Source organism: Citrobacter sp. CK191 (genome assembly GCF_030333435.1).
Classification (GTDB): Bacteria; Pseudomonadota; Gammaproteobacteria; order Enterobacterales; family Enterobacteriaceae; genus Citrobacter_B; species Citrobacter_B koseri.
The window spans coordinates 29,880-45,947 of sequence record NZ_JAOWFX010000025.1 but is presented as its reverse complement, the minus strand read 5'-3'; the positions used below and the strand labels follow the sequence as shown (position 1 = coordinate 45,947).

General features: G+C 55.4%; 13 protein-coding genes and 4 tRNA genes. 5 read left to right on the top strand and 12 right to left on the bottom strand.

The genetic code is table 11. The annotated features are described in order from the left end of the window. Positions 1-6: 6 nt before the first annotated feature. Positions 7-210 carry an LPS translocon maturation chaperone LptM gene (gene lptM / locus OGV82_RS06640; protein WP_012131153.1) on the bottom strand — a complete coding sequence of 68 codons (204 nt, stop codon included), beginning with the start codon at positions 208-210 and terminating at the stop codon, positions 7-9. Between the two features lie 138 nt (positions 211-348). On the opposite strand from lptM, the gene cyaY reads away from it, so the two are divergent. Next, positions 349-669 carry an iron donor protein CyaY gene (gene cyaY / locus OGV82_RS06635; RefSeq protein ID WP_047459992.1) on the top strand — a complete coding sequence of 107 codons (321 nt, stop codon included), beginning with the start codon at positions 349-351 and terminating at the stop codon, positions 667-669. 79 nt (positions 670-748) lie between these two features. On the opposite strand, the gene cyaA is transcribed toward cyaY, so the two are convergent. Beyond that, positions 749-3,295 (bottom strand): class I adenylate cyclase, encoded by a 2,547-nt coding sequence (gene cyaA / locus OGV82_RS06630; RefSeq protein WP_012131151.1) that lies wholly within the window; start codon positions 3,293-3,295, stop codon positions 749-751. A gap of 387 nt (positions 3,296-3,682) precedes the next feature. On the opposite strand from cyaA, the gene hemC reads away from it, so the two are divergent. The 4 genes from hemC to hemY are packed head-to-tail and all read left to right on the top strand — an operon-like array spanning position 3,683 to position 7,763. Next, entirely contained in the window at positions 3,683-4,624 is a 942-nt protein-coding gene (gene hemC, locus OGV82_RS06625; RefSeq protein ID WP_047463827.1) for a hydroxymethylbilane synthase, read from the top strand. Beyond that, the gene (gene hemD / locus OGV82_RS06620; protein ID WP_047459995.1) at positions 4,621-5,361 is read left to right on the top strand and encodes a uroporphyrinogen-III synthase; all 741 of its coding nucleotides are present in this window, start codon (positions 4,621-4,623) and stop codon (positions 5,359-5,361) included. Before hemC ends, hemD begins: the two co-directional genes overlap by 4 nt. Before the next feature lie 21 nt (positions 5,362-5,382). Further along, a complete protein-coding gene (gene hemX / locus OGV82_RS06615; protein WP_047459998.1) occupies positions 5,383-6,564 on the top strand; it encodes a uroporphyrinogen-III C-methyltransferase in 1,182 nt (393 codons plus the stop codon). 2 nt (positions 6,565-6,566) lie between these two features. Continuing rightward, positions 6,567-7,763, top strand: coding sequence for a protoheme IX biogenesis protein HemY (gene hemY / locus OGV82_RS06610; RefSeq protein ID WP_047460000.1), 1,197 nt, complete (start codon positions 6,567-6,569; stop codon positions 7,761-7,763). Between the two features lie 626 nt (positions 7,764-8,389). Here hemY and OGV82_RS06605 read toward each other — a convergent pair. The 10 genes from OGV82_RS06605 to rffA form a co-directional block, all read right to left on the bottom strand. Beyond that, positions 8,390-8,466 (bottom strand) — tRNA-Pro (locus OGV82_RS06605). Positions 8,467-8,509: 43 nt separating this feature from the next. After that, positions 8,510-8,596 (bottom strand) — tRNA-Leu (locus OGV82_RS06600). A 19-nt stretch (positions 8,597-8,615) separates the two neighbouring features. Continuing rightward, positions 8,616-8,691, bottom strand: a tRNA-His gene (locus OGV82_RS06595). A 54-nt stretch (positions 8,692-8,745) separates the two neighbouring features. Further along, positions 8,746-8,822, bottom strand: a tRNA-Arg gene (locus OGV82_RS06590). Between the two features lie 102 nt (positions 8,823-8,924). Then, positions 8,925-10,310 carry a bifunctional threonine/serine APC transporter ThrP gene (gene thrP, locus OGV82_RS06585; protein WP_047460003.1) on the bottom strand — a complete coding sequence of 462 codons (1,386 nt, stop codon included), beginning with the start codon at positions 10,308-10,310 and terminating at the stop codon, positions 8,925-8,927. A 206-nt stretch (positions 10,311-10,516) separates the two neighbouring features. Next, on the bottom strand, positions 10,517-11,257 hold the full coding sequence (gene wecG / locus OGV82_RS06580) for a lipopolysaccharide N-acetylmannosaminouronosyltransferase (protein WP_012131145.1): 741 nt from the start codon (positions 11,255-11,257) through the stop codon (positions 10,517-10,519). A gap of 2 nt (positions 11,258-11,259) precedes the next feature. Continuing rightward, positions 11,260-12,612 (bottom strand): ECA oligosaccharide polymerase, encoded by a 1,353-nt coding sequence (gene wzyE / locus OGV82_RS06575; RefSeq protein ID WP_012131144.1) that lies wholly within the window; start codon positions 12,610-12,612, stop codon positions 11,260-11,262. Next, positions 12,609-13,688, bottom strand: coding sequence for a TDP-N-acetylfucosamine:lipid II N-acetylfucosaminyltransferase (locus OGV82_RS06570; protein ID WP_047460006.1), 1,080 nt, complete (start codon positions 13,686-13,688; stop codon positions 12,609-12,611). Before OGV82_RS06570 ends, wzyE begins: the two co-directional genes overlap by 4 nt. Next, complete coding sequence (wzxE, locus tag OGV82_RS06565) at positions 13,685-14,935, bottom strand: lipid III flippase WzxE (protein WP_047460009.1); 1,251 nt, start codon at positions 14,933-14,935, stop codon at positions 13,685-13,687. Before wzxE ends, OGV82_RS06570 begins: the two co-directional genes overlap by 4 nt. A 1-nt stretch (position 14,936) precedes the next feature. Continuing rightward, a complete protein-coding gene (gene rffA, locus OGV82_RS06560) occupies positions 14,937-16,067 on the bottom strand; it encodes a dTDP-4-amino-4,6-dideoxygalactose transaminase (RefSeq protein ID WP_047460011.1) in 1,131 nt (376 codons plus the stop codon). Position 16,068: the final 1 nt, after the last annotated feature.

Here is a 16,068-nt window from a genome sequence, read left to right as displayed (position 1 = left end):
GTACCGTCAATAGTTCACCTGAGAAGGGCCGTCTCCCGTAGCGCGATCGTTTTGATCGGGCGTCGTTGATTGGATTTGCGAATCAACCTCATGCGTCGGCGGCGGCGCGTTTTTGTCAGCAGGTGGAAAATAGAGCGGGCCTTTCAGACCGCAGCCGGTCAGGCTGAACAGAGTGAGAAGTACAGCGAGTGCCTGAAACACATTTTTCATTATGGATTGCCTGTAAGTTCATGCTTTCTGTTTTCTATCATCGCAGGAGAAGACGTAAAAGCAAGAGTTGGCTGAAAACTGCATCATGAATTCTTCCAGGTTATACTGCCGCCATCACGTAAAAAACGGGAAACAACAATGAACGACAGTGAATTTCATCGCCTCGCAGACACCCTGTGGATGACCATTGAAGAACGTCTGGACGACTGGGACGGCGACAGCGATATCGACTGCGAAATCAACGGCGGCGTGCTAACCATTACCTTTGAGAACGGCAGCAAAATCATCATCAACCGTCAGGAGCCGCTGCACCAGGTATGGCTGGCGACCAAACAGGGCGGCTACCATTTTGACCTGAAAGGCGACGAATGGATTTGCGATCGCAGCGGCGAAACCTTCTGGGATCTGCTGGAGCAGGCCGCGACACAACAGGCTGGAGAAGCGGTGAGCTTCCGCTAAGTTTTATTGCCGGATGGCGCTGCGCTTATCCGGCCTACGTATCTCGCGTCATTTGTAACACCGCCATCCGGCATCATGTTCACGAGAAATACTGCTGCAACAGCGGCGCGTCGTTGTCCTGGTTTGCCGGTGGCACGGCGCTGATGGGCTGGGTACGGAACGGAATAACCTGCTCGCGACCGTCGGTATTCACAATCTGGTAGAACTGCGGCAGGTTGAAGTTGATGAAGCTGGAGCCGTAGGTGAAGCGATCGTGCGACGACGAATAAAAGCGGCTCACGTCGCGTACCAGCTCTTCTTTGCTGCCTTCGCAGTGGTGATACACTTCCGCCCGGTTACTCTCGTCCAGAATATAAATATTAAAGCCTTTCTCATCGCCGGTTTCTTCAAAGAAGAACTGGATGATCCCTTCGCTGGCGAACCCATCCACCACCGACGGTAATTTCACATGGTTGGTCTCAACCTGAACGGAAAGTCCGTGAAGTTTGTTGTGCGAAATCGCGCCGTAAAACTCAATGGCGTTTTCCAGTTTCTGCACCGAAACATTCAGGCGCTCGAAGAACAGCCCCCAGGTTTGACCCGAAACGCGCAGCGCTTTAAAACGTCCGGTTTCCTGGCGGGTGCTGGAGAGGCGCAGTTCAATGCACTCGGAGACCAGTTGCTGTACGCGGGTGCGGATCAGGCCGCGCAGATGCTGGCTATAGCAGAACACTTCCACGCTGTCCGGCGGCGCGGCATCCTGGTGCATTTTACCGAGAATCGTTTTCAGCGCTTCGATCATCGCCTGTTCGCCGTTGAAGTGCAGAGTACGCACTTCGTTCCACGAGTTGCGATACAACAGGTCGACACTGCCGACCAGGCAGTTTTGCTCTTCGCCAAAGCTGAAGACATCCAGCTTACGGAAATCAAAATGCACCACCTGATTGCGGAACGCCGCCGTCGGGTCATATTCAAGGTTAACGATGATCGCCAGATGGCGAATTTCACACGGACTGTAGAGCGCTTTCGGCGTTGGCGCAGGCAAACGCAGCGGGAAATGGTGCGACACATCGGCCACCATCTCCTGCAACTTAGGCAGATCCACAATGCCGTTGCCCTTAATAAACAGGTGGGTACGCGACGTCAGCAAACCGTTAAACCAGGCCCACGCCACCAGTTTGTTCAGGTAGCGGTTATATTCCAGCGGCTGATGGCTGATGATCGAATCCATGTTCGGCGCACGGTTGTAGAGATACCAGCCAGAACGGTTGGCCCGGCCCGGCGGCACATGGATAAAGGTTAGGTTCGGTTCGGAGAGATCCGGTGAAATCTGCGGGTTCACCAGCGTCACTTTGCCCGGCAGGGCTTCAAATGCGGCATACAGTTTACGCGTCAGCACGCCAATATCCTGCGGGCTGGCGCTAACGCTGAGATTGTTACGGCGGGCAAAACGGATCAGATTACGATAGCTCTGCATCATGGCGTCGAGCAGTTCGTTATGCGCTTCGCGTACCTGATCGATCTTCCAGTTCGCCCGGTTGTCGAGCATTGTCAGACGGGCGTCGTCCCATCCCCACTCGTTCACTAACTGACTTAACACTTCACGACGCCAGCCAACGCAGGCGCGTTCGCGGCTCAGTTTCTCACACACTTTTAAGTAGAAACATCGACGGACTAAATCAAGACGCGTCGGATCTTCGATAGCCGTGAGGTATTCGGTCACGCGTTCCAGCATCATGCAATACGGGTCGAGACCAAACGAAACGATCTCGCCGTCATGCAGGCGCTGTTTAATGTCTTTCGCCAACAGGCGCGGATTGGGATATTCCCAGGAGTAGGCTTCCAGCAGCAGCGTTTTCAGCACCGCTTTGTACGGGGAATCGATACTCTTGTACAACTGCCAGAGGCTGGCGCCAAAGTACTCTTCGGCGGAGAGCGAGCTTAATCCGCCCAGGTCCAGCCATTCGTTTGGCGTGAGGACACCCTGCGCGTAAAGCGTCATGACGTAGTCGTCGTAATGCTCTTCTTCGTCGCACGGCACCATATTCCACAGAATACGCTTACCGGCCAGACGCACAGCGGTGCGATAAAATTCGTCGAGCAGCAGGATGTGCTGCGTCGAGCCGCAGTCTTCACCACCCAGACTGCCGCTTTCATTATGGCGGAAACGGTTTTCGTCGATCAGGAAGAAGCTGACTTCCACGCCCAGCGAAGCGGCCCAGCTTTCCAGCAGGCTGCATTTACGTTGCAGCAACTGGCGCTCTTCGCTATCAAGCCAGGACTGGTGGCAGACCCAGATATCCAGGTCAGAAGAACAGCTTTGCCCTACTGAAGATGTACTGCCCATTGAGTACACGCCGGTGATCGGCAGCTCACCTTTCGGCGGGTCCTGCGGGGACATACCCCGGTACAGTTCAAGTTCATTCAGGTAGTGGCGTTGGGTTTCATCAGGCGTGTAAAAGCATATGCCCTTGGGAACGTTACCGTCGAGGTAACCCGGCATCAGCGGATTATGGTAGTGCAATAATGTCGGCAGCAGACTGTATACCTGCTGGAAGGCAGGGCCCATGGCAGCAAGCGCGCGATCCACACGCAATTGATTGATGGCATCCAGTCTCTGTTTCAAAGTCTCAATATAGAGGTACAAGACGTATCGCCTGATGTTGCTACCCGTCATGCGTCTGATTGCCATCGCGAGTGCGGACAACCAAACCATTCGGGATAAACCGTATGTCAAAAATAACCGTTACCTTTTTCATCCTTCTCCCCATTAAGGGGTAAAGACGAAAAAATGGTCTAAAACGTGATCAATTTAACACCTTGCTCATTGACCGTAAAGAAAGATGCACTACATACAAGTGTAGCACCGTTAGCTGCGTGTAAATTCCTTAATACGGTCAGGCGGTTTCTCGTCATTATTCACTGCCAGTCGCGACGCCGCGCCTGATCCTCTTACTCACCTTTGACCGTAACACTGACATCCCACTTGTAAGGATGTTAGGATGGTCCACGGACGATAATGACGGTAACAAGCATGTTAGACAATGTTTTAAGAATTGCCACACGCCAAAGCCCCCTTGCGCTCTGGCAGGCACATTATGTCAAAGACGCGTTGATAGCACAGCATCCGGGACTGGTCGTGGAACTGGTGCCGATGGTAACGCGCGGCGACGTGATTCTGGACACCCCTCTGGCAAAAGTGGGCGGTAAGGGCTTGTTTGTAAAAGAGCTGGAAGTCGCGCTGCTGGAAAAGCGCGCCGATATCGCCGTGCATTCGATGAAAGATGTGCCGGTAGAATTCCCGCAAGGGCTTGGCCTGGTCACGATTTGCGAACGCGAAGATCCACGCGATGCTTTCGTCTCGAACCAATACAACAATCTGGATGAACTGCCCGCAGGCAGCATCGTCGGCACATCAAGTTTGCGTCGCCAGTGCCAGTTGGCCGAGCGTCGCCCGGATCTCATCATCCGCTCGTTGCGCGGCAACGTCGGCACACGCCTGAGCAAGCTCGATAACGGTGATTATGACGCAATTATCCTGGCGGTTGCCGGGTTAAAACGGTTAGGTCTGACGTCGCGTATTCGCACCGCGCTGCCTCCCGAAATCTCTCTCCCTGCCGTAGGGCAAGGCGCAGTGGGCATTGAATGCCGACTGGATGACGCACGTACTCAGGCGCTGTTAGCGCCGCTGAACCATGAAGAAACCGCGCTACGTGTAAAAGCCGAACGCGCCATGAACACCCGCCTGGAAGGGGGCTGTCAGGTGCCGATTGGCAGCTATGCTGAAATCATTGATGGTGAAGTCTGGCTGCGTGCGTTGGTTGGCGCGCCTGACGGTTCGCAGATGATTCGCGGAGAACGTCGCGGATTGCCGCAGGACGCCGCGCAAATGGGCATTTCCCTGGCGGAAGAGCTGCTGGAAAACGGCGCCCGCGCGATTCTGACCGAGGTTTATAACGGAGAAGCGCCCGCATGAGTATTCTGGTCACCCGCCCGTCTCCCTCCGGGGAAGAGTTAGTGAGCCGTCTGCGCACACTGGGGCAGGTGGCCTGGAGTTTTCCGCTTATTGAGTTTACGCCGGGCCGGGAACTGGCAACGCTTGCCGATCGCCTGGCGGCGCTCACGGACAACGATCTGGTGTTCGCCCTCTCGCAACACGCCGTCGCCTTTGCCCACGCCCAACTGCAACAGCAGGGGCTGGACTGGCCTGTGCAACCACGCTACTTCGCCATCGGGCGCACAACGGCGCTGGCGCTGCATACCGTTAACGGATGCGATATTCGCTATCCTCTGGATCGGGAAATCAGCGAAGTCTTGCTACAATTACCTGAATTACAAAATATTGCGGGAAAACGAGCGCTTATTTTACGGGGCAACGGCGGGCGTGAACTGTTAGGCAAAACCCTCACAGAACGCGGCGCTGAAGTCACCTTTTGTGAATGTTATCAACGCAGTGCAAAACATTACGATGGCGCGGAAGAGGCGATGCGCTGGCACTCTCGCGGCGTGACGACGATTGTTGTCACCAGCGGCGAAATGCTGCAACAGCTCTGGTCGCTGATCCCGCAGTGGTATCGTGAGCACTGGTTACTACGCTGTCGGCTGCTGGTCGTCAGTGAGCGTCTGGCGCACCTCGCCCGGGAACTGGGCTGGCAAGATATTAAGGTCGCTGATAACGCCGACAACGATGCGCTACTGCGCGCATTACAATAACTCTCATAATGGGATGCCATAATGACGGAACAAGAAAAATCCTCCGCCGTGGTTGAAGAGACCAGGGAGGCCGTGGAAACCACGCCGCAGCCAGTCAATGCAGAAAAGAAGAGTAAGAACGGCGCCGCGCTGGTATTGAGTGCGGTGGCAATCGCCATTGCCCTGGCGGCGGGCGTCAGTCTGTATGGCTGGGGAAAGCAGCAGGCCGTTAAACAAACGGCCACCAGCGATGCGCTGGTTAACCAACTTACGGCGCTGCAAAAAGCCCAGGAAAGCCAAAAAGCGGAGCTGGAAGGCATTATCAAACAGCAGGCGACGCAACTGGATGATGCAAATCGCCAACAGGCCGCGCTGGCGAAACAGCTGGATGAAGTGCAACAGAAAGTCGCGACGATCTCCGGCAGCGACGCCAAAACCTGGCTGCTGGCGCAATCTGATTTTCTGGTCAAACTCGCCGGACGTAAATTGTGGAGCGATCAGGATGTCACCACCGCTGCGGCGCTGCTCAAAAGCGCGGATGCCAGCCTGGCGGACATGAACGACCCCAGTCTGATCGCCGCGCGCCGCGCCATTACCGATGATATTGCCAGCCTGTCGGCGGTGGCGCAGGTGGACTACGACGGCATTATCCTCAAAGTGAACCAGCTCTCTAACCAGATTGATAACCTGCGTCTGGCCGATAACGACACCGACGATTCGCCAATGGACTCCGACAGCAGCGAGCTGTCCAGCTCGATCAGCGAATGGCGCGTTAACCTGCAAAAAAGCTGGCAGAACTTTATGGACAGCTTTATTACTATTCGCCGTCGTGATGACACCGCCGTCCCGCTGCTGGCGCCGAACCAGGACGTTTACTTACGTGAAAACATCCGCTCCCGCCTGTTAGTGGCGGCGCAAGCCGTGCCGCGTCATCAGGAAGAGACTTACCGTCAGGCGCTGGATAATGTCTCCACCTGGGTACGCGCGTACTACGACACCGACGACGCAACGACCAAGGCGTTCCTTGATGACGTGGATAAACTGAGTCAACAGAGCATCACGATGGACGTGCCGGAGACGTTACAGAGCCAGCCGATTCTTGAGAAACTGATGCAGACTCGCGTGCGTAACCTGCTGGCGCAACCGGCGGCGGCCACGACCGAAGCAGCTCAGGCCCCTGCTCCGCAGGCAGAAGCACCGGCAGCCGCGCCGCAAGGAGAATAATGATGCTGAAAGTATTATTGCTCTTTGTGTTGTTGATCGCCGGTATCGTCATAGGCCCAATGATCGCCGGTCATCAGGGCTATGTTCTGATCCAGACCGATAATTACAACATTGAGACCAGCGTAACGGGGCTGGTGATCATCCTGATCGTTATGATGGTCATTCTGTTCGCCATTGAGTGGCTGCTGCGACGCGTTTTCCGCACCGGCGCGCACACTCGCGGCTGGTTTGTCGGGCGTAAACGCCGCCGTGCACGTAAGCAGACTGAACAGGCGCTGCTTAAGCTGGCAGAAGGCGATTACCAGCAGGTTGAGAAGCTGATGGCGAAGAATGCCGATCACGCTGAACAGCCGGTGGTGAACTATCTGCTGGCCGCCGAAGCCGCGCAGCAGCGTGGTGACGAAGCGCGCGCTAATCAGCATCTGGAACGTGCCGCAGAACTGGCGGGCAATGACACGATTCCGGTGGAGATCGCCCGCGTACGTCTGCAACTGGCGCGCAACGAGAATCATGCGGCGCGTCACGGCGTGGATAAACTGCTGGAAGTTACCCCGCGTCATCCAGAAGTGCTGCGCCTGGCGGAACAGGCTTACATCCGCACCGGAGCATGGAGTTCGCTGCTGGACATCATCCCATCAATGGCGAAGGCCAACGTCGGCGATGAAGAACATCGCGCCATGCTGGAACAGCAGGCCTGGATTGGGCTGATGGATCAGGCGCGAGCCGATCAGGGCAGCGAAGGATTACGCGAATGGTGGAAGAACCAGAGCCGTAAAACTCGCCACCAGGTTCCGCTGCAAGTGGCAATGGCAGAACATCTGATTGAGTGTGACGATCACGATATGGCGCAGCAGATCATCATCGACGGCCTGAAGCGCCAGTATGACGACCGCCTGGTTCTGCCGATCCCGCGCCTGAAAACCAACAACCCGGAGCAGCTGGAAAAAGTGCTGCGCCAGCAGATTAAAACCGTTGGCGATCGCCCGCTACTGTGGAGCACGCTGGGTCAGTCGTTGATGAAGCATGGCGAATGGCAGGAGGCTACGTTCGCTTTCCGCGCCGCGCTCAAGCAACGCCCTGACGCCTACGACTACGCCTGGCTCGCCGATGCGCTGGACCGGTTGCATCAGCCGGAAGAAGCGGCCACCATGCGCCGCGACGGTCTTATGCTGACCTTGCAGAACAATCCTCCGCAGTAATTTCCCATTGCCCGGTGACGCTACGCTTACCGGGCCTGCCAGGTCACCGTAGGCCGGATAAAGCGAAGCCGCCATCCGGCAGTTCTCTTCCGCTTCCCCATAAAAAAACGCCTGCTCAAATGAGCAGGCGTCAAAACAGGTCTGTATGACAACATAAATGGGTGCTTCACTCAACGTTATGTCCATGGTGTTTGATGAGGCGTAAGCGACATCTGTCTGTGGACGATAAGCACCGTAAACGGCTCTGCATCATTCCTGAGTTTATGAGGCACTAAGGCGAACATAAGAGATGGAATGAGCATCTACAGGGATATTATTGCACATTGCATGCCAGGATTGCACCGCCAAAAATAAGGATTCAGACTTTTTAACGTATCAGGCCATTCGCGGCTCTGCGGCGGTTTCTGCCAGCCTTCTTCGCCATAAAAATCCCCTCTTTGTCTCTGAACGGAGACAAATAACACGCAATACCAATAATTATTTATAAATCATGATGTTAGACGTCACCAGATAGCGACAACAGAAGCCTGGAATGTCTCAACATTGCGACAGCGATACAGGGGGCTCGGGAAAGAAGAGGAAGAAGAGGTGAAAACAAAAAACCCCGCCGAAGCGGGGTTCAAAATTGGTCGGCGAGAGAGGATTCGAACCTCCGACCCACTGGTCCCAAACCAGTTGCGCTACCAAGCTGCGCTACTCGCCGATGTACTGCTTTTTTTGAATTTTTAGTTCAACTCTTTAAGTCGTGGTGCGAGGGGGGGGACTTGAACCCCCACGTCCGTAAGGACACTAACACCTGAAGCTAGCGCGTCTACCAATTCCGCCACCTTCGCATTTCACAACTTTTAATAATGGGGTGGCTAATGGGATTCGAACCCACGACAACTGGAATCACAATCCAGGGCTCTACCAACTGAGCTATAGCCACCACTGAAATCTTTTACGCGGTATTAAAACCACCGCAGCTCCAGCACCGGGTAAATGGTGCGCCCGACAGGATTCGAACCTGAGACCTCTGCCTCCGGAGGGCAGCGCTCTATCCAGCTGAGCTACGGGCGCTTAGCGCCGTTGCGGGGGTGGATAATACGGACTTCCCACCCCTCTGTCTAGTGCCTTTTTAAATAAAATGCGCGTTTGGTTACGCTTTGCGCGTTTTGCTGCTTATTCCCCCACCTTGTGGGCAGTTCCGGCGCGATTCAGGCCGAAAACCTTGTAGACGAGCGTGACGGCAAGCAGGAAGATGATGCCGACAAACAGCGACATACGAGTATCTTCATTCAAGTACATACCAATTAAAACGCAAACCAGGAACGCCATCGTCAAATAATTCGCCCACGGGAACATAATAGAACGGAAAGGATGGCTGACCATCGCGTCTTTATGAGCACGACGGAAACGCACCTGGCTAATCAGGATCACGAACCACGGCACCATACCCGGCAATACGCTGGCGCTGTAGACATACACAAACACCCGCTGCGGGTTCGGAATAATGTAGTTCAGGCATGAACCAATCAGCAGAATCGCGATCGACAGCGCCACCCCGGCGACCGGTACGCCATGACGGGAGACTTTCGCCATCGCCGCCGGAAGCTGGCGGTTTTTCGCCAGGGCATACAGCATACGTCCGCAGCTATACATGCCGCTGTTACAGCCGGAAAGCGCGGCGGTCAGCACCACGAAGTTAATAATGCCCGCCGCAGCGGTAATCCCGATTTTGGCAAAGGTGAGTACAAACGGACTACCGTTACTGCCGATTTCGTTCCACGGGAAGATTGTCACGATAACGAAAATCGCCCCTACATAGAAAATCAGGATACGCCACAGTACCTTGCCTACCGCGCTGCGCAGCGTAACCTGCGGATTCTTCGCTTCACCCGCGGTAATGCCGATCAGCTCCACGCCCTGATAGGAGGCGACCACAATACACAACGCCGTCAGGAACCCTTTCCAGCCACCGGCAAAGAAGCCGCCGTGTTCCGTCAGGTTGCCAAAACCGATCGCCTGACCGCTATTGCCAAAGCCAAAGAAAATCACCCCCAGTCCGACCACAATCATCACAATGATGGTGGTGACTTTGATCATCGCAAACCAGAACTCGATTTCGCCGTACAGACGGACGGCGGCCAGATTAGCCAGCGCCACCAGCCCAACGGCGATCAGGGCGGGTATCCATTGCGCCATATCCGGGAACCAGAACTGCACGTATACCCCGATAGCGGTTATTTCCGATATCCCCACCGCCATCCACATAAACCAGTATGACCACGCGGTGAGATAGCCAAAGAAGGGGCTCATGTAACGGTGCGCATAAACGGCGAATGAGCCAGTAACCGGCTCCAGGAACAGCATTTCGCCCATTGAGCGCATGATGAAAAAGACGAACAGCCCGGCGACGATATACGCCAGCAGCACGGAGGGCCCCGCCCATTTCAGCGTACTGGCGGCACCCATAAACAGCCCAACGCCAATCGTGCCCCCAAGGGCGATCAATTCGATATGACGAGCTTCCAGCCCACGCTGTAGCTCCGGTTTTTTCTCTGCCATAAATCCTCTTGTCGTGTTTGCACTCGTTCCGGCGTTGTTGCCGGTTATTGTTATGGGTACATCAAGCGATGCGAATGGTTTCTTAAATTTGGCAAAATGGCAAATGAAGCATTAAAAAAATGCATGTTTTGTGTAAAAAAGGAACAAAAATGTGGGAGGCGGGCAACGTATTAAGCAGAATGCGCTGCCCGTAAGAAAAGCAGCGTTCAGAGATTGCCGGTGTAATGCCAGCGGAGATAGCGCAACAGACGCAGCTGGCGGGTGATACGGCTCGGCTGAGACAGCAGGCGATACAGCCACTCCAGCCCCAGCGTCTGCCACATTTTGGGCGCGCGTTTCACATGACCGGTAAAGACATCGTAGGTGCCGCCCACCCCCATATATAAGGCCTGAGGATGAATCACCCGACAGTCGCGCATCAGGATTTCTTGTTTCGGCGATCCCATCGCCACGGTCACAATCTTCGCCCCGCTGGCATGGATGCGCTCAAACAGCGCCTGGCGCTGCTCAGGTTTAAAATAACCGTCCTGGCTACCGACAATATTGACGTTCCACTGCGCACGCAGTTTTGCTTCCGTCTGCGCCAGCACCTCCGGCTTACCGCCGACCAGAAAAACAGGCGTCCCTTCTTTACCGGCGCGCGCCATCAGTTCTTCCCAGAGATCGGCCCCGGCCACCCGTGAAACCTGCGCCTGGGGGAATTTCTTACGCACTGAGCGCACGACGCTAATGCCATCCGCATATTTAAACTCGGCGGCATCAATCAACGCCCTGACTTCCGGGTCATCTTCTGCGGTCAGCATTTTCTCAGCATTGATCGCCACCAGCGTACCCTGCTTCATTTGCCCATCGGCAAACAGGTAATTCAGCGCATGTTGCATATCGCGCCAGCCAATCAGCTGCAATCCACGAAGTGAATAGAGCGGCGCTGTCGTGTTATCCGTCATTATTATCCTTCAACCTGAGTCTGCGGCTGCGGTTTCGCCCGTTGATGGACCAACCCGGCACAATCGAAAAGCCAGAACAAAAGTTTTGCCACCAGCAGGCAGGCACCAAAAATCACGAGGAAAAAGACCACTCGCGAGACAAAAGAATCCAGCCCTTCTCGCGCCAGAACAATCATATTGAAGATGGCGCCAAAGCAGAAACTGTGCAAAATCGCCGCCTTATAGCGATTCGTCTCGCGGTTGCCAAGCTCATACAGCCAGTCAAACCATTTGATAATCAGCCCAACCGCGACCGCCCCCAGAGGGATAAACAGCGCGCCGCCCATCACCACCAGCGAACCAATCAGCGTGGGGGAAATGGCGAGGCCTGAGTGGTTGTTCAGCACTTCCCAGGTAAAGTAGTTGGCTGAATTCAGCACAATGCCCGGACGCCCAGGCCACAGCCACGAAGGAATAAAGACATAAAAATCACGGACGATCGGCGCCAGTCCCTGGAAATCGATGTTGTCGTAGTTTTGCAACAGCAGCGCCAGGTTCTCCCACGGCGAAAAGGTATCACGGGTCAGATACAGGAAAGTGTAAAACGCCTCATCGCCGCTCACGTTCAGCCCATAGCGCTTCAGCGCCAGCCAGAACATCCCGACAATTCCCAGCACCCCCGCCGCCACCAGCATCCACAGCGAGATCCAGCCACGAATAATGCCGATAAACAGGAAGATGGCAAACGCGATAATGATGTTAGCGCGCGTGCCGCCAACAATCATGTAGGTCAGCAGGCCAAACGCAACGGTACTCACCAGGAAAAACAGCCACGCTTTACTGTCCTGGCGCAGGAAGTAGATCACCAGCATCGCCGGAATAAAGAAGTAGAAGAAGCGTTTCAATGCCACGCCGGAGACTTCGCTGGAGAAGATCTGGCTGTAAGAGTGCAGCCGGAACAGCAGGAACCCATTGTGCATAAAGAAGATGCCAACGCTCACCAATGCAATCCCCATCAGCATGACCCAGGTAAGGTGAGTCTCCACCCGGTTCATGGTAAATAGCGGCTTGCGCGGCACATCCGTCACGCGTTTACGTAAGCGGGTTTTATAGGTCACGTAATAAACGGCATAAAAACACGCGGCGGACAATAACGCCTGCAACAGGATTTCCGGCGGCGCCACGCCGACGTCAAAGCGGAACACCAGCACGCTGGTCAACGGGAAGCCGAAGAAAAAGGTCAGCAAAAACAGCAATGAAAAGAATACGTTGAAGTTAAAGCGCACGCGGCGAAACTCAAACCAGGTCAACGTGGCGATAAACAGCGTAGAGAGCAGCCAGACGACCAGTAACCCGCTAAATTGCATCAGGCTCATGCGGCGTCTCCTGCGGCAATGCGTAACGCGTTATGCCACGGTTCAAGGTAATTTGGGCTAAAGAAGGTGATCCCGCTTTTATCCACGGACGCCAGCTGCCGCTGCGCCTCACGAACCACGCCCTCATTAAGCGCGTCCGTCGTGAACAACACGGGCAGATGCTGTTCCGCCATATCCTGCCAGAACGGGTTCTCACGGTTAAGCACGCACGGGACACCTGCCTGGATAAGCAGGCACAACGTGCCGATTCCCTGCTGACGGGCAAAGATGAAATACCCGAGGTCGCACTGGCGAAGCAGCGCCAGATAAGCATCGAATTCCAGTTTTTCGCTGAGGATGTGTAAATTTTCCGCACTGAACAGCGCCACTCCCGCCTGACGGACTTCATCAATGTACGCGTCGTTATTGGCCGGATAGCCCATCGGCACGATCACATTTACCGTGTCGCCGAACTGCTGATACACCGCGCGTAACGCCGCAATATGTTCGTTACTGCGATCGCCGGAGTTACCCACCAGAACCGTCATTTTCCCTTCACGCGGACGATCGTTTGCCATGTTATTAAGCGAAGAGTCCATTCGCGTCGGGAAATAGAGCAGTTCACCACGCACGCGCGGGTGCTGACGGGCGAAATAGCTCAAATCGCCACGAGTAGCGAACACACAGCCCACTCGATTTTGCGCCATGCGGCGAACGGGGTAAAACAGACGGAATTTCAGCCCACGGGAAACTTCATACAGATCCGCGCCCCAGATGTGCCAGTAAAACTGCTCAGGTTTGATTCCGCCACTTAGCAGCGCCAGCCACAGGCTGGTATTGAACTGACCGTGGAAGAAGAAACGTTGCCGGCGATTGGCTTTCGCTTTGGCGATGACCGCCTCAGCCAGCGTTTTTTTCCCGGCGTAGAAACTCAGCGACAGAGCCGGGCAGCTTTCCCTGAGCCCCGCATCCTGACCTGCAACCATAAACACGCGCGCATGCTCGCTTGTCGCGGCCAGCGCATCATTGAAAAACCGCAGCACGGTTTGATTATGGTGAGGGATATCCGATCCCAGTACGTGAATCAGTACAGTCATGCCCGCCTACGCCAGAGTAAAAACACGCCACAACAGAGAGAGAAATAGACCACATAGGTGGCCATATACGCCTGTGCCGCCCCCAGCGCGCCATGCGCGGGGATCAGCCAGTGAGCGAATGCCATCAACAAAATGAACTGGCTAATCTCAGCCAGAATATAAAACCGCAGCGACGCTTTTGCGATCACCAGATAGCCAAAAACGTACGCGCCCACTTTCAGCACATCGCCCACCAGTTGCCAGGCGAACAGATCGCGCATGGCGGTGAATTTGGCGGAAAAGAGCAGCCAGATGGCGAAATCACGCAGCAGCCAGACCGTAAAACTCGCCGCCGCCACCGCAGGCAGAACAAATTTCAGCGATTTCACCACTTCGCGCGTAATCGCCTGCTTTTCGGTCAGACGCGACAGCGTTGGCAATAAGTACACGCTAAACGAGGCGGTAATAAATTGTAGATAGGCATCGGAAATACTGCTTACGCCCTGCCAGATACCAACATCATCCCAGCTGTAATGCGCCGCCAGCAGGTTTCGCATCATCACATAAGCCACCGGTAGCGTGACGGACGTAATCAGCGCCATCAGCGTAAATTTGCTGAGCTGTCCGGCAAGCCCTTTATCCCACGACGGTTTCAGGTAGCTAAGCGGGATCGCGCCGCGTTTAATCAGCATAATCGCCGCCGGGATCACCACCAGCGCAGGCACCAGCGCCAGACCCAGCAGCGCACCTTCATAGCCGCCCAGACGGTAGCAGCCATAGTAGGCAACAACTCCCACCAGGCTCCCCACAATCAGCGACAGCGCATTCCCGGCAGCGTCACGAAACCCTTTCATCAGCGCCAGCAGCAGGTTCGCCCAGGCGATCCCCATCTGCACCAGCGCCACTAAACGCACCAGCCCCTGGTAGTGGCTGTGCCCAAACAGCCCCTGGCTAATGGGGGCCGCCGCCAGCACGAAGACCAGCGCCAGTAGCGTGGAGAACCCCATCACCATTGCGGATGAAGTGCCCACCACGTTACGCAACCGGGCAGGGTTATCATGATGCTGAGCGACATACTTCGTCACCCCGTTAAATATCCCGGCCCCGGCCAGCACGCCGAGCACGGTCACCATCTGGCGGAAGTTACCCGCCTGGCCGACGCCCGCAGGGCCAAACGACACCGCCAGCAGTTTTACGACCAGTAAGCCTGCGCCAATTTTCACCAGCGTACTGGCGGCCGTCCACAGGGACGCTTTCGCAAGCGACATATCAGGAGAAATAGTTCAGCAAGGTCGAAATCACCGTTCGCTGATTAACGGGAGACAGATTATAAAACAGCGGCAAGCGCAGCAGGCGCTCGCTCTCTTTGGTGGTGTACCGATCTTCGCCACGGAACTCGCCAAACTTGCCGCCTGCCGGACAATCATGTAGCGGGATGTAATGGAACACCGCCATGATTTCCGCTTCTTTCAGGAAGTTGATCAGCGCGCTGCGATCGGTAATATCCCGCAGTTTGATATAAAACATATGCGCGTTGTGCCTACAGTCGTCCGGGATAGAGGGCAGGTCAATACGTCCCGCGTGCGCCAGCGGCGCCAGTGCGTCATAGTAGGTCTGCCACAGCGCCAGACGCTGTTGATTGATGCGATCGGCCGCTTCCAGCTGCGCCCACAGATACGCCGCCTGGAGATCGGACATCAGATAGCTGGAGCCGATATCCCGCCAGGTGTATTTATCCACCTGTCCCCGGAAGAACTGGCTGCGGTTGGTGCCTTTTTCACGGATGATTTCCGCCCGTTCAATCAGGGAACGGTCGTTAATCAGCGTCGCGCCGCCTTCACCACCTGCCGTGTAGTTTTTGGTTTCGTGAAAACTGAAGCAACCGATATGACCAATCGTCCCCAGCGCACGGCCTTTCCAGGTCGACATCACGCCCTGCGCGGCATCTTCCACCACAAACAGATTATGACGCTTCGCAATCGCCATAATGGTGTCCATTTCGCAGGCGACGCCCGCGTAATGCACCGGGACAATGACGCGCGTCTTGTCGGTAATCGCCGCTTCAATCAGCGTTTCATCAATGTTCATGGTATCCGGGCGGATATCGACGAAAATGATTTTCGCCCCGCGCAGCACAAAGGCATTGGCGGTAGAAACGAAGGTGTAGCTTGGCATAATGACTTCATCGCCCGGCTGGATGTCCAGCAGCAATGCCGCCATTTCAAGTGACGCCGTACAGGATGGCGTCAGCAACACTTTAGCGCTACCAAAACGTTGCTCCAGCCACTGCTGGCAACGGCGCGTAAAGCCGCCATCTCCGCAAAGTTTGCCGCTTCCCAGCGCTGACTGCATGTAATCGAGTTCGGTTCCCACCACCGGCGGCGCGTTAAATGGAATCATT

Excerpts from the sequence above, each read along its gene's own strand:
- wecG (WP_012131145.1), bottom strand. The coding sequence starts at position 11,257 with ATGACGGATAACACGACAGCGCCGCTCTATTCACTTCGTGGATTGCAG.
- wzyE (WP_012131144.1), bottom strand. The coding sequence starts at position 12,612 with ATGAGCCTGATGCAATTTAGCGGGTTACTGGTCGTCTGGCTGCTCTCT.
- hemX (WP_047459998.1), top strand. The coding sequence starts at position 5,383 with ATGACGGAACAAGAAAAATCCTCCGCCGTGGTTGAAGAGACCAGGGAG.
- wzxE (WP_047460009.1), bottom strand. The coding sequence starts at position 14,935 with ATGTCGCTTGCGAAAGCGTCCCTGTGGACGGCCGCCAGTACGCTGGTG.
- hemC (WP_047463827.1), top strand. The coding sequence starts at position 3,683 with ATGTTAGACAATGTTTTAAGAATTGCCACACGCCAAAGCCCCCTTGCG.
- lptM (WP_012131153.1), bottom strand. The coding sequence starts at position 210 with ATGAAAAATGTGTTTCAGGCACTCGCTGTACTTCTCACTCTGTTCAGC.
- thrP (WP_047460003.1), bottom strand. The coding sequence starts at position 10,310 with ATGGCAGAGAAAAAACCGGAGCTACAGCGTGGGCTGGAAGCTCGTCAT.
- rffA (WP_047460011.1), bottom strand. The coding sequence starts at position 16,067 with ATGATTCCATTTAACGCGCCGCCGGTGGTGGGAACCGAACTCGATTAC.
- hemD (WP_047459995.1), top strand. The coding sequence starts at position 4,621 with ATGAGTATTCTGGTCACCCGCCCGTCTCCCTCCGGGGAAGAGTTAGTG.
- OGV82_RS06570 (WP_047460006.1), bottom strand. The coding sequence starts at position 13,688 with ATGACTGTACTGATTCACGTACTGGGATCGGATATCCCTCACCATAAT.
- cyaY (WP_047459992.1), top strand. The coding sequence starts at position 349 with ATGAACGACAGTGAATTTCATCGCCTCGCAGACACCCTGTGGATGACC.
- hemY (WP_047460000.1), top strand. The coding sequence starts at position 6,567 with ATGCTGAAAGTATTATTGCTCTTTGTGTTGTTGATCGCCGGTATCGTC.